The following is a 13231-nucleotide window of genomic DNA, read 5'->3' on the forward strand; positions in this document are numbered from 1 at the left end:
GGTCTCGATCTGCTGCGCCAGCCACCGGGCAGGCGTCACACTGTTGTCCGCGGTCATCGCCGTTCTCCTTCTTGGAATCGTTGCTACGAAGGATCACGCGATGGCCGTTCTCATTTCACGACGCCACACCTGCTGACCAGGTCAAACTCGTACACCACTTCCGCGGACGCAACCCCGCCATCATCGTCATCGCACACCCGACAACAGCACGCCGCGCCAACCTGGAAGACGACCTGTTACCGCGCGAAAGTTCTCCGATCAGAATCACCGGGAAAGCGGCCTGGGCATAATTTTCAACCTTGACAACCTTTTGCCCGGCAAGTGTCCGGTTATCGCCCTTGGTTACGCATCAGCATGGATTCAACAATGAGCTGAGTTCAGCTGAAACGAGGGTGAAGACATGGACAAGAACCGACGCTCCTTCATCGCGATGGCAGCGCTCGCCGCCATCGGCGGTCAGGGTCTGATCCGGGCTACGCCCGCAACCGCCGACACTCCCGGATGGGGGGTGCTGCCCACACCGAACCCGGGCACCGGGAACAACGCGCTGACCGCCGTGTCGGGCAGCTCGGAGGATGACTTCTGGGCGGTCGGCACGTACGAGACCCGACCTGGTGGAGGGCCCGTCAAACCCCTGTCCCTGCAGTGGAGAGGGTATGCCTGGCAGGCGGTCCCCGTACCGGCGCCGGCCGGGAAGGACCGGGTGGAGCTGACCGGGGTCGTGGCGATAACGCCGGGCGACGCCTGGGCGGTGGGCCACACTGGCAGCCTGACTGGCGGCGACGAGACGGCGCTGATCACGCGCTGGCAGAACGGTGAGTGGCAGATCGTGCCGAGCCCCGTCGTGGGCGACCCGGGTACGCCGAATCGCCTGAAGTCGGTGGCCGCGGCCGGAGCCGACGACGTGTGGGCGGTCGGCGAGGCACGTACCGCGAGCGGGAACAAACCCGTGGTCCAGCACTGGGACGGCCAGGCGTGGACGGTGACGGCGATCCCGCAACCGCCGTCGGGAAGCGGTGTGCTGTCCGGCGTGGCGGTGCGGTCGGCCACCGAGGCCTGGGCCGTCGGACATGCCTCCAGTTCGATCGCGGGACGCACGGTGGAGCCCTACGTCCTGCGCTGGAACGGCACGTCATGGAGCCTTGTCCCCACGCCCAATGACGGCGACATCGGCCTGACGCTGTCCGCCGTCGCCGTCGGCCCGGACGGCACGGTGATGGCCACCGGTGACAAGCGCTGGCGCGCCGTCGACGGCAGCGTCACCCGCAGGTCAGCGGTGCTTCGCTACGACGGCACTGTCTGGCGGATCGTCCCCGTGCCCACGTCGTACCTCTCCGCGGACTCTTCCATCAACAGCGTCGCGATCAGCCGCAAAGGCGAGGTCTGGATCGCCGGGCACAACCCCCACGGGGAGTCGTTCGGGCAGTTCTTCCCCAGCGACAACACCTGGAAGCTGGTGGAAGGCGCCAATTCCGGCGCGGAGTACGCCCATGTGTACATCTGGATCGTCGACCGCGTCTGGTGCGTCGGCTACCAGGATGTGGGGGATGCAAGAAGGACGTACTCCGAGTGGTCGCCGGTCCTTGACTGACAGGCTGCTGATCGGTTGCCCCACTGACGGACGACTGGCCAGCGGAACCGTTCCGAGCACAGCTAAGACCGAAGTCAATCGCGCTTGAACTCCGCTCAGTTCCGGCAGGCGGTCCTGGTGCTGCGCTGGCTCCGCGGCGAGCGCGACGTCCCCCCAGCTCGGCCGTGAGCACCGCATCTCCCGGGCCACCGCCTACCGTTACATCCATGAAGGCATCGGCGTTCTCGCAGCTAGCGCCCGATCTGGACGAAGCAATCGACCGTGCGCATGCTGAGGGACTGGCGTACATGATCCTGGACGGCATCCTGATCCCGATCGATCGCTGCGCCGAGCAGGACCGTTAGCGCCAAGGGCGAACCGATCGACGCCTGGTACTCCGGCCAGGCCTACCAGCACGCCGGTGACCTCCAAGCCCTCTCCGCACCGGACGAGCTGCCGTTGTGGATCGCCGAGGCCGAACCCGGCTCCGTCCACGGCCGCACCGCCGCCCGCGCACAGGTGCACGGCGAGCTGTACACCGCAGCCGCGCGCGGCCTGCCCACCCTCGCCGACAGCGGCTACGACGGCGCCGAAATCGGCATCCACACCCAATCAGCCAGCCCGAAGGAAATCAGAGCCTCCACCCTACAACCGCACCTGCAACCGGCTCCTCCGCGCCGTGCGCTGTCTCGGCGAACGCGAGTTCGCCCTGCTCAAAGACTGCTGGCCGACTCGTCAGCACATCACCATCCGCCCCAGCAGGATCGGCAACATCGCCTGCGCCGCAGCTGTTCTCACCCACTTCGAGCACGACTACCTCCCAGCAATTCACTGAGATCACGTCAGTGAGATCGCCCAGTGTGCGCCTTCGCCGAGGGCCCTGGTCAAGGACTATGACGCCGTCCGTAACGGACTAATGGAGCAGTGGGGCCGTTGAGGGCGCCGTGCGCCAACTCAAAGCGATCAAGAGGCAGATGTAGGGTGGACGAACTTCGATCTCCTCCGCCGTCGCGTTCTGCTCGGCCCCTAAAGATCACGAACTTTGTGCGAGAGCCATTTCCGCTGACGGAACCAGCCGTGAGTGTCCTGTGTTGTTGTGTTGCCAGACCTTTGCTGGCACACCTCGCGCGGCTAATCCCGCGAAGCAGAGCCAATCGGGGGTGAAGGCGTGATGAAACAGCCCCGGCCTAAAGTCCCAACCTGGGTTGCGGGAGAGGCGCCGTCGAAGCGCGTCCCGAACCCTCGAGAGCCCGATACAGCCGGACCCCAGGCGCTTCGGGAACGATCCCGCCCCGCGGCGGACGCCTCAGAACTCAGAGTACCAACGGTCAGAGATGACCGCTGATGCTCTTTCGACCGAAAGAGGGAGCATGATCAAGCGCAACCTGCCGTGGGTGATCGCGGCTGGAACCTGTCTTACAGTCACCATGACGGGCGCCCCCGTTGCGATGGCCGACGACGAGGCACAAGCCGTCGGTCACGGCTTTCACACCGGAACCGTCTCGTTATCCACCACCCACGACGGCCAGACGTACGAGTTGAAGGACCCCAACCGGGGCAACACCCGCAGCTATCGCGACCGGTACACCAGCGGCAGCGTGGAATCGGTGCTGTACACCGATGAGGACAACGACTGGGGCGACGGTAGTCTGAGCGACCGTGTGAGCATGGCGGTCGACGCCCAGTATGCAGCGGCCAAGGCGTGGGACTACTTCGCCAACGTGCACGGGCGCAAGGGTTTCGCCGGCGACGGAAAGGGGCTCGAGCTCCATGGCAGAGACCCAGGTATGGGGGATTCAGGGCCGCCGATTTTCGGCAAATTGGCCGCTGACAAGCCAGCACGGATCCGCTACGGCAGCCCATACAACATGTTCGGGATAAAGGGCGGCGCCAGGCAGGTCAATCCGAACACCTTGGACCAGGTAGGCGCGGCCGTCGCCATGGGAGTGGCGCATACCGCAGCTGGATTGCCGAGGTCTTACGGCGAGACCGACGAAGAGGATCAGGCGTTCGCGATATCCCTGACCACGGCGCGGATATTCGGCACCATGATCGAGTTCTACGCGAACAACCGCGTCGATCGGCCGGATTACCTCATCGGCGAGCGGCTGGCCGCGGGGTTCCCAGCCGGAACGTTCAGTGCACCGAAATCGATGGCCAATCCGTCGCAGGGCTGCCTCAGCAAAAAGGCGCAGACGACTGAGGACCCGGGGATCCACTTCTTCCACCTGCTCGCGGTCGGCAGCAACCCCACAGCGGGCGAGGACAGCCCGACGTGCAACAGCATGCCGGTCACCGGCATCGGAAACGACAAGGCCGCCAAGATCTGGTATCGGGCACTCACCGAATATTTCACGTCCAAAACCAATTACGTCGCCGCTCGGGTCGCGACCTTGAAGGCGGCCGCTGATCTCTATGGTGCGCACGGGCTGGAGTACAACACGGTCAACGCGGCGTGGGCCGCCGTATTGGTCGGCGGCGCCAACCCCATCGCCGGAGGTAAGACGCCCTATCCGGTCAACCCCGGAGACCAGGAGACGGTCGTACGAACGGCTGCTCGCTTGCAGCTCGAAGCCACCAATCCTGGCGGTCGGGCACTGACCTACACGGCAGCGGGGTTGCCGCCCGGCCTCACCGTCGATCCGGAGTCCGGCCTGATTTCCGGCACGCCGACCAAGGCAGGCGATTACCGCGTGACCGTGGGAACTACCGACACCCTGCATGCGCAAGGCACCACCTGGTTCATGTGGTACGTGGCCTGATCCACAACAAGGACGCGCACAGCCACGCATCGTAGGCACGGATGGACGAAGGGCGTGCATCGGACGGACATCCCCGCATCGCCCTCCGTCCTCACGCAGACCGGCGCCAGCACAGCACGTCATAGCTGGCGAGAAACCGAGATCGGTCGGAGATGGCGGCCGGCAGTGTCGACGTGACCGGTGCCGGATCATCATCTACCGCCATTGCCGTTCCGCCCGCGGGCGGCATACTGTCAGGCGATGGGCTCCTCGGACGCCGTCGATGACGGTGTGCCCCCGGGTTGAGTGGAGGTGGATTTCTGGATTCTTGTGCCGCTTGGTGAGAGGAAAGTGGCAAGGGAGGCGTGGCTACCCGCCGGAGTTCCGGCGCAAGATGCTGGACCTGCTGGAGGGGGGCCGTACGGCTGCCGATCTGGCTCGTGAGCTGGACATCAGCGCCCAGACTATCCACACCTGGCGGCGGCAGGCCCGTATCGACCGCGGCCTGGAAGCCGGTCTGACCAGCTGCGAGAAGGCAGAGCTGGCCACTGCCAACCGGCGCATCGCCGAGCTGGAGACCGAGCTCCAAGCCACCCGGGGGCGATCGAGCTCAGCCACCAGGCGGCGTCTCCCAAAGACGGCTCGAAGCCATCGCGGTGATGTCCGGCGAAGGCATCCCGGTCGAGGTCGACTGCCAGGCCCTGAACGTGTCGGCGTCCGGCTACTACGCCCGTCGTGACGCTTCGAAGACGAGATCTCTGAGGCCCCCAAGGCCGCACCTGGGCCCGCCGGGGATGCAAGCCGGTCGTCACGTTCCAGAGACCGGCCCGGCACCGCCTGGCTGTTTCGCCGTGGCACCATCGGCGTTGAAGCCGATATGAAGGCAGGAACAGATACGATCCGACCCGGAATAGGAGAGTTGTCTTTCGCGGGCCGGCGCAGGAAATCAACAGGACTTTCATGGACATGGACCGGCGATATGCAGGGATCGGTACAGCCGAAGAACCGTCGAGGCTCACATCGGAAGGAATCTCATGCTTGATTCGAGCGAACGACGGCAGCTTTACGCCGACTCCTTCTACGATGTGCCGGCCCAGACGCCGAGAGCCGGAATCGCTCTGCAATCCGTTCGCGTACACAGCCAGCACATCCCCCTGGACATCGAGGAGGAACTGCTCGGTGGCGCGAAGCAGGTGCTGTGCGCCGTGGAGGCGGAGGTTTCCCTCCGAGCTGAGCAGCGTGGCATCCATATGTCCCGAATAGAGCAGGCCTTCCAAGACGACCACCGGCGGCCTTTGGCGGCGACCGCGATGGCCATCGGCGAGAAGATCTGCGAAACGCAGGGGCAGGACAGCGCTCGGGTGAGCCTGCGAACGCTGGTGCCCATCGTGACCATAACCCCCGTTACCGCATTGGCTTCACCCGACATGGTTGAGATCTCCGCGGTGGCGGTAGCCGGGGCGCGGCCCTCAATCACGCAGTCGGTGGGGACCACCATCATCACGGCCTGCCCCTGTATGCAGGGATACGCGCTCACCGAACTGGTCAACGAACTCGGCCTGACCGCAGTGGACGGGTTGCGTGTGCTGGGCAGGGTGCCAATCGCCACCCACAGCCAGAAAGGCCGCGCAACCCTGACGGTCCGCGCCCCCGATCTGGCCGACCTACCCGGCTACCGCACCCTCTACCGTGCCCTGGCCGATCACACCGTCCTCACCCAGGAACTGCTCAAGCGTCCGGACGAATATGAACTGGTCCGCAGAGCCCACCTGCGCCCCCAGTTCGTGGAAGACGTCGCCCGGGACACCGCGGCCGGGCTCGCTCGCCGGCTTCTTGCCACCGGCCGCGACCTGCGACGCCTCACCATTCACGTGCTCGCCGACAGCTATGAGTCCATCCACGGCCATGACATTCAGGCCGTTCTTGAAATGACCGCCGATCGGCTGGTGGCGCTGACCGAGGACGAGTCCGGTCAGCCTCAACGATCTACGGCGGCTGAGGATGGTTCAGCTTGACATCCTCAGCCCGCCTGAAGGCGGGGAATCCAACAGCAACTACCTCATGAGGAGCAGGCCGTATTGAGGTTCGCGGTGCTCCGGCTCGGCAACCCGTGGCCCTTCCCGCGCCGAGGCGGCATGCCTTGCCGCGTGTTCGATGGTGCGTGCCATGAAGGCGCCCGGCTGGACGCAAGCGGTGGCGTTGTGTTCCGCCATGTGACACATGCGGCGGCGGAAGTCCGGATCGGCGACCAGCTCCGCAAGTTCGATCCATGGCGTCAACCTGCTCCGGTGTCGGGTCGTCGGGTAGCTCCGGCGCGGTGCCGCGCATCCGCTCACGCAACTGCGGGTCGATGTCGAGTCCGCCAAGGATTGCGTCCGTGAAGTCCTCGATGATTGCCTTGCGCTCCCGGGCGGAGAGCCGCGCTAGTCTATTCATCCCCCTGCCGGCCGACGTCTTGGTCTGCTTCGCGGCGTAGCCGGCCACCTCGTCGCGAAACTCCGCCCGCCCTCCACCAGCCGCGCATGCTGGGCGAGATAGTCCGCGCACCCCGCGACCTGGAACTGCTCGACCGTCACCCCGTTCTACCGTAGGCGGGGTCGAGGAACGACGGGACAGCCATTGGCGATGATGGATCATGGTGGCGATGGTCATCGAGACCTGGAAACACGCAAGATCGCGGTATCTCGCCGGACCATCCCACCGTGTTGGAGCCGGAGGCTGACTCGACGCTGTTCGTCGCCGCACCGCCCCTGACTTGCTCGAACAGCCCGTCCCGCTGGTGGCTGTTCCGTCGTTCCTCGACCTCGGTTATGAAAGGACGGCACGAAGGCTGGTCGCTCAGGTGGAGAAGGGCCTGGCCCGCCGTACCAGCACGAGTCCGGCCGTGGAGAGGAGGGCGTAGCAGAGGGGGAGCAGGGCGCCGGCCGCCGTGGCGGCGAGGCTGACGGCGGCGACCAGGGCCAGCAGTGTCGCGGCCACGGCGTACTCCCTCACGGCGGTGGCCGCCGCCGCGAGTAGGCCGATCACGCCGAGGTCGGCGAGCAGGTCGGCGACCAACCAGGCGTTCAGCAGCCCCGCCTCCGTGACCAGGCGCAGGAGGGGCAAGGGAGGGACGGCGTCCAGATGTACATTGGGCCGCCGCCGGCCAGGTTCGCGACCGTCGGAATCACGACGAGCACCAGCAGGACACCTGCCGGAGACCTCAACGGAGGTTGGCCAGACGGTAGCCGTCGCCGTTCTGCCACAGCAGCCAGCCGCACGAACGCGTCCGGCGATGCCGGGAGCTGCTGCACAGCCCGGGATCCTTTGCGGATCACCGTGACCAGTTGCTGCCCCGGATCGGCGCCCGAGCACACGACGCCGAGCAGTTCGGCGGCAGGGGCGCCGGTAGAAACCCAGAACGCCACGAGGGCTCGGTCCCGGTGAGAGGCCCAGCCCGGCGAACAGCTCGTTGAACACCTGGTCGGGGACCTGCCGAGGGACGCGGCGGCGCACCCGCGGCCCGAACAGGCCGGCCTTCTGCCACGGGAACGGGTTCATCGGGTTGCGATGCGCTCCCGCCCGGCCCGGCCTGGCCAGCGGAAACGGGTTCACGAGCGGTCCGGTCCCGGCATCCAGGTGATAGGAGCAGAAGCTCCGGCAGACCGTCTCGCAGTGCGCCACCGTCGACGGTGCGTACTTCGTTCCCCGCGGCCGCTTGCCCGGCATTGAAGCCGTCGCGGTGGATGGGCAGCCGGGTTTGTCAGCGATCTGAAGATGCCGGCAAAAGTCGCGGGCCTCGGTCCTGGTCGCGTGATCCCACGGGACACCGACGGCCCACGTGAATCGAAACCACCGCAACAGCGCGAGTGCATAGGACCGCTGCGTGGTCGCCGGCCGCGCAGCCGCCTGCAGGTCTCGCAGGAACTCCGACACCGGCGCGACGCGCTCACCATCAGGCCCAGCCAGGTGATACGGCTCCCACGGATCACAGTCTCAGCCAGCGATCCCACCACGGGCACAACAAGCGACCTGAGATCACGGGGAAGATCCTCTCATGACCGAGCGGGTCGAGCCCGCCGAGTCCGTCCTGCACGCGGGCTACGGCTTCCGCAACCCCGAAAACCAACGGCTACGCACCCGCTGTGCCACCACCCGACGCGGCCGAGGACACCTCGACCCCGCCTAATTTCGAAGAGCCCCCATCGGGTGTGTCACGGCGCGCCATCGCAGCTCACCCATGTAGTAGGCGATTTGAAGCCATGCGGCCCTACGCTGATCCACAATGTCACGAGCCGAACGGGAGACGCCTTTCATGAGACGTTCTGTTGTTGTGGTCGCACTCTTAGCTGTCGTCAACCTCGCCAATCTTCTGATCGGGCAGCCCGCCAACGCCGTTGTTCCGGCCGATCGCACCCCGGGTGGCTGGTATGCGGAGTTGCCGACCGCCTTACAGGTCTGCGACGGTGGCCAATGGGAAACCGGCCCGCCTAGCGCTCCGTCAGGTGCGATAGTGGTCCCGGCGGGCAACAACAATGGCTTTAACTTCGGTCAAACCGGCAAGACCTACTGGTTCGCCCCGGGCACACACACCCTGGGCGACGGCGAATTCAGCCAGATAGTGCCAGGCAGCAACAGCAGCTATATAGGAGCTCCAGGCGCCGTCCTGGACGGCGGGCATGCCAACCGCTACGCATTCGCCGGCACCGCCACCAATGTGCGCATCGCCTACCTCGAGATCCGCAACTTCGGCCGCGGACTGGACAACAACAACGAAGGCGTCATCAACCATGACTCAGGTAGCGGCTGGTTGATGGAATTCCTTTATGCACACCACAACGATGGCGCGGCTGTATTCCTCGGCGACTCCAATACGATCCGGCACAGTTGCCTGAAGGACAACGGGCAGTACGGCATCAGCATGTACAAGCCTCAGATCGAGGGCGGCTCGGCGATTAAGGACATCGTCGTCCACAACAACGAGATAGCCGGCAACAACCAGGACGACTGGGAGAGCGAGATCGATGGGTGCGGCTGCACCGGCGGTGTGAAATTCTGGGATGTCGATGGCGCCGCCATCACGGAAAACTATGTGCACGACAACCTGAGCGTCGGCTTCTGGGCCGACACCAACAACATCGATTTCCTCTTCGACAGCAACTGGATCGAGCACAACGAAAGCATCGGCCTCTGGTACGAGATCAGCTACAACGCCACCATCAGCCGCAACGTCTTCAAGCGGAATGCCTGGGTCAGCGGCAATGACAATCTGGGCTCGCCGGCCCCGGCTATCTACATCTCGGAATCAGGCGGTGACGCGCGGCTCGCTCATAGCACGAGCGGCAGCCCGACTCTCAACATCAACAACAATTTCTTCGAGGACAACTTCTCCGGCATCTCGATCTTCGAGAACACCAACCGTTTCTGCAACTCTAATGGGAACACCAGCAAGACCTACTGCACGCCCTTCGTCAGCCCCACAGAGATCCCGCCGCCGTACGACTACGACTACCTCAACCCGATCAACGCCACCCACCCCTGTTACACCTCCATCACGAGCGAGCCCTACCGCAGCGACTGCCGCTGGCATTCGCGCAACGTGAAAGTGTTCGCCAACGAGTTCCGGTTCGATAAATCACAAGTGCCGTGCGCGGGAACCTTTTGTGGTGCGCAGGCCCTGTACGCCCAAGGCGACAACAACCTGCCATGGATGCCCTACACGGTCGCGGAGATCCAGCAGAGCGTCATGCACACCAGTGGCAACAGCTTCCATGACAACACCTATGTCGGCGACTGGAAGTTCGCCAAGGGCTGGGGCGAAACCATCTCATGGAACGCCTGGCGTTCCGCGCCGTACAACCAGGATGCCCGCAGCACCCTCAACGGCGTGACAGAACCGCCTCCCGTTCTCAACGCGCTCGATACCGACACGGCAACCATCGAAGGTTCGGTCGGCCAATGGGTCGCCTGGTACACGAGTACCATCCGGCGAACCGCCAACGCAGCCCATGCCGGCGCCTTTGGTCTGGAGATCGATGTCACCGGAGGCGGGGGATGGGGCGTGCACTTGGGCAATTGGCCCGGGTTCGCGACCACTCCGGGCGCCAAGAAGGTAAGCCTGTGGGCGCGGCAGGGCACGCCGGGAATTTCTGCAGCGACCCTCAGAGTGCTGTGGCTCGACACCGGCGAGCAACTCCTCAAGACCGATGAGGTGCCGCTGAACAGCCTAAGCACGAACTGGAAGGAGTTCACAGCGCAACTCACCGCGCCCGCGACGACCAGCACCGTCACGCTGGAAATCAGAAGCGCCGACGGCGGCGACGGCAACGCGCTCCACCTCGACGACATCGTGGTAGCCGACCAATAGTCGCGGACTTCCGGAGCCGCGGGCTTCCGGCAACAGTGGCACCGGGATGGGCGTAGCGTCGGCAGTATGCCCATCCCATCACTCGCATCCCATCGGGGGTCGCCCTGAAAGGGGGCTCGGTGTGAGGCCAGGGCCACGGCGAGGTATCGGTAACAGCCCGAGTGTCCCGTTTCGTGGCGTGACTGTTCGGGGCTGTAAGAGGGGTACAAGGACGAGAACAGGCACGACCTTCGAGATCATGAGGTTCTCGACGCCTAATGATCACCAGAGAAGACCGTGCCTGTCCTGTCATCATCGCCGATCAGTGCTGTCCTTGGCCAACTGGCCGAACCCAGCCCACTGGCCGCCTCCGCTGCCGAATGCCTCAGCCTGCTGGAGTGCTTCCAACGCCTTCCCGACCCCCGTGATCCACGTGGCGTCCGACACGCGCTGGCGTCGTTACTGGCCGGTGCCGCGGCTGCCGTGCTGGCCGGCGCACGTTCCTTCACGGCGATCGGTGAGTGGATCGCTGATGCCCCCGCCGAGGTGATGGCCGTCCTCGGCGTCCGCCGGGACCCGCTGAGCCGGGCATGGCAGCCGCCGGACGAGTCAACCGTGCGGCGTCTGTTCGAACAGATCGACACCGACGCCCTGGATGAGGCGGTGTGCTCCTGGCTGGCCGGGCGAGCCGCCGCAACCAGCGCCTGTCCCGGCGGCCGTGCGCGTCGCCAGGCCGTGGCCGTCGACGGTAAGGCCCTGCGCGGCGCACGCCACCGCGGTGGTGAGCCGGTGCATCTACTGGCCGCCTTCGACCACGGCAGCGGCCTGGTGCTCGCGCAGACCGACATGGACGGCAAGACCAATGAGATCACCCGCTTCCAACCCTTGCTGAAGCGTCTCGACCTGGACAATCGCGTGGTCACCGCCGACGCCCTGCATACCCAGCGCGAGCACGCCACCTTCCTCATCGAGCAGAAACGGGCGCACTACTTATTGATCGTCAAGAAGAACCAGCCCAGCCTGTACGCGCAGGTCAAACGGCTGTCATGGAAACAGATTCCCGTCCAGCACCGCGAACGTGACCGCGGACACGGACGCGAGGAACACGGCACTCTCAAAGTCGTCACTGTCACCACCGGGCTGCTGTTTCCCCACGCCGTCCAGGCAATGCAGATCAAGCGCCAGGTCAGAGACGGCAGCGCGGGAAAGTGGCGGACCGTGACCGTCTACGCGATCACCGATCTGCCCGCCTGGCAGGCCCCTCCCAGCGACCTGGCCACCTGGATCCGCGGCCACTGGAGCATCGAGAACCGACTCCACTACGTCCGCGACGTCACCTACGCCGAAGACCACAGCCAGGTCCGCACCGGCAACGCACCCCACGCCATGGCCACCCTGCGCAACCTCGCCATCGGCGCCTTGCGCCTGACCGGAGCCGGCAACATCACCCAAGCCATCCGCCACATCTCCCGCGATGCCACCCGCACCCTCACCGTCCTCGACCAAACATGATCGAGAAACAGGACAAAACGCCACTACGCCGGAGCCCTGGGTGTGAGGCGACCGTATGGGAAGCGCGTGATACTCCATAGGCCACGGAGGGAAAAGTCCAGCACGATGCCATCGTCGACGAATCGGCCACCCGCGCCGCCGTTGGCGAAGTCATCGCCACCGAGTGATCAACCCCACAATCATGGCTGGTCCTCACCCCGGTGCCGCTTCGACGTCCGTCGATAGACCGACGCACGGACTACGAGCAGCACTCCCACGATGGCAACCGCGGGCCACACCCAACGAGATGATCCTCCTAAGGCGAGCCAGACCACGACGAACCCCACGAAGATCCCACCGGGCACCACCAAATCACGGATCACCGCGCACGCCCGCTCGACGCAGGAAGCACCAGCTCCGCTGGTCGGGCCGTCAACCTGGTCGAATACATGGGTGGCCTCTGCAGGAGTCGGCGACAGAACCGCCGACCAGACTTCCCGGCACACCTATGAACAAGTTATCAACAAGGAGATCAGTTCCGACACCCTGAACAGCACCGCGCTGACCTGCACACCATCACCCTCGCCAAGATTCGCTGGCGGGGGTGATCCTATTCAGCTCCTCCTCAACACGAGTGACCTGGCCATCCTCATCTTGACTGTCCGGGAACGACCGCCTGGATCGAACAAGCGCGTCAGGTCGACCTGCCCCACCTGCACGCCTTCACCCGCGGGCTGGACTACGACCGGGCCGCCGTCAACGCCGCCCTCACGCTCCCGTTCCATAACGGCGGCACCGAAGGCGTCAACACAAAACGAAAATGATCAAGAGGCAAATGTACGGGCGAGCCGGCTTCGCACTCCTCCGTCATCGCATCCTGCTCGGCCAAACCACTTTCCGTCACCACCGAAAGTGGGCAAGAGCCAAACTACTACTACTACGGTGGATCGGATGATCCAATCAGTTCGTGGGTTTCTGGACTATCGGAGGCTGGCGGCGATGTAGGCCGGATGAGGATCGGCGAAGAACGATCGCACCAGCGCAGGCATCTTCTGTAACCGCCGCAGCGCGCCCAGGGCGAGGGCTTTGAGCTCCTCGACGCCG

At 65.0% G+C, this 13231-nt stretch carries 10 protein-coding genes and 2 pseudogenes; 11 read left to right on the forward strand and 1 reads right to left on the reverse strand.

Annotation, left to right across the window (positions count from 1 at the left end):
• Nucleotides 1–400: 400 nt before the first annotated feature.
• The 7 genes and pseudogenes from AB0J69_RS59895 (at nt 401) to AB0J69_RS59925 (ending at nt 6326) form a co-directional block, all read left to right on the forward strand.
• Entirely contained in the window at nt 401–1591 is a 1191-nt protein-coding gene (locus AB0J69_RS59895) for a hypothetical protein (protein WP_364137889.1), read from the forward strand.
• Between the two features lie 206 nt (nt 1592–1797).
• Complete coding sequence (locus AB0J69_RS59900) at nt 1798–1935, forward strand: hypothetical protein (protein WP_364137891.1); 138 nt, start codon at nt 1798–1800, stop codon at nt 1933–1935.
• Nucleotides 1936–1951: 16 nt separating this feature from the next.
• Nucleotides 1952–2113 (forward strand): annotated as a pseudogene (locus AB0J69_RS59905) (IS5/IS1182 family transposase); the annotation flags it as partial.
• 136 nt (nt 2114–2249) lie between these two features.
• Complete coding sequence (locus tag AB0J69_RS59910) at nt 2250–2405, forward strand: hypothetical protein (protein ID WP_364137893.1); 156 nt, start codon at nt 2250–2252, stop codon at nt 2403–2405.
• Between the two features lie 535 nt (nt 2406–2940).
• On the forward strand, nt 2941–4332 hold the full coding sequence (locus AB0J69_RS59915; RefSeq protein WP_364137895.1) for a M4 family metallopeptidase: 1392 nt from the start codon (nt 2941–2943) through the stop codon (nt 4330–4332).
• A gap of 262 nt (nt 4333–4594) precedes the next feature.
• Nucleotides 4595–5050 carry a transposase gene (locus AB0J69_RS59920; protein ID WP_364137897.1) on the forward strand — a complete coding sequence of 152 codons (456 nt, stop codon included), beginning with the start codon at nt 4595–4597 and terminating at the stop codon, nt 5048–5050.
• A gap of 295 nt (nt 5051–5345) precedes the next feature.
• Nucleotides 5346–6326 carry a GTP cyclohydrolase, FolE2/MptA family gene (locus AB0J69_RS59925; RefSeq protein WP_364137899.1) on the forward strand — a complete coding sequence of 327 codons (981 nt, stop codon included), beginning with the start codon at nt 5346–5348 and terminating at the stop codon, nt 6324–6326.
• Between the two features lie 823 nt (nt 6327–7149).
• Here the strand turns inward: AB0J69_RS59925 and AB0J69_RS59930 are convergent.
• A complete protein-coding gene (locus AB0J69_RS59930) occupies nt 7150–7416 on the reverse strand; it encodes a hypothetical protein (RefSeq protein WP_364137901.1) in 267 nt (88 codons plus the stop codon).
• A 931-nt stretch (nt 7417–8347) separates the two neighbouring features.
• Here AB0J69_RS59930 and AB0J69_RS59935 point away from each other — a divergent pair.
• From AB0J69_RS59935 to AB0J69_RS59950, 4 genes and pseudogenes are all read left to right on the forward strand, one after another.
• A complete protein-coding gene (locus AB0J69_RS59935) occupies nt 8348–8479 on the forward strand; it encodes a hypothetical protein (RefSeq protein ID WP_364137903.1) in 132 nt (43 codons plus the stop codon).
• Between the two features lie 126 nt (nt 8480–8605).
• A complete protein-coding gene (locus AB0J69_RS59940; protein ID WP_364137905.1) occupies nt 8606–10657 on the forward strand; it encodes a right-handed parallel beta-helix repeat-containing protein in 2052 nt (683 codons plus the stop codon).
• Between the two features lie 276 nt (nt 10658–10933).
• Nucleotides 10934–12148 (forward strand): ISAs1 family transposase, encoded by a 1215-nt coding sequence (locus AB0J69_RS59945; protein ID WP_364137907.1) that lies wholly within the window; start codon nt 10934–10936, stop codon nt 12146–12148.
• A gap of 710 nt (nt 12149–12858) precedes the next feature.
• Nucleotides 12859–13010: pseudogene (locus tag AB0J69_RS59950) on the forward strand (transposase); the annotation flags it as partial.
• Nucleotides 13011–13231 lie beyond the last annotated feature (221 nt).

It is taken from the genome of Nonomuraea sp. NPDC049709, from assembly GCF_040674815.1.
In the GTDB taxonomy this organism is placed as follows: domain Bacteria; phylum Actinomycetota; class Actinomycetes; order Streptosporangiales; family Streptosporangiaceae; genus Nonomuraea.

Bases quoted from the DNA above. Each gene is read 5' to 3' on its own strand.
- AB0J69_RS59895 (WP_364137889.1), top strand. From the start codon at position 401: ATGGACAAGAACCGACGCTCCTTCATCGCGATGGCAGCGCTCGCCGCC.
- AB0J69_RS59900 (WP_364137891.1), top strand. From the start codon at position 1,798: ATGAAGGCATCGGCGTTCTCGCAGCTAGCGCCCGATCTGGACGAAGCA.
- AB0J69_RS59915 (WP_364137895.1), top strand. From the start codon at position 2,941: ATGATCAAGCGCAACCTGCCGTGGGTGATCGCGGCTGGAACCTGTCTT.
- AB0J69_RS59920 (WP_364137897.1), top strand. From the start codon at position 4,595: ATGACGGTGTGCCCCCGGGTTGAGTGGAGGTGGATTTCTGGATTCTTG.
- AB0J69_RS59925 (WP_364137899.1), top strand. From the start codon at position 5,346: ATGCTTGATTCGAGCGAACGACGGCAGCTTTACGCCGACTCCTTCTAC.
- AB0J69_RS59935 (WP_364137903.1), top strand. From the start codon at position 8,348: ATGACCGAGCGGGTCGAGCCCGCCGAGTCCGTCCTGCACGCGGGCTAC.
- AB0J69_RS59940 (WP_364137905.1), top strand. From the start codon at position 8,606: ATGAGACGTTCTGTTGTTGTGGTCGCACTCTTAGCTGTCGTCAACCTC.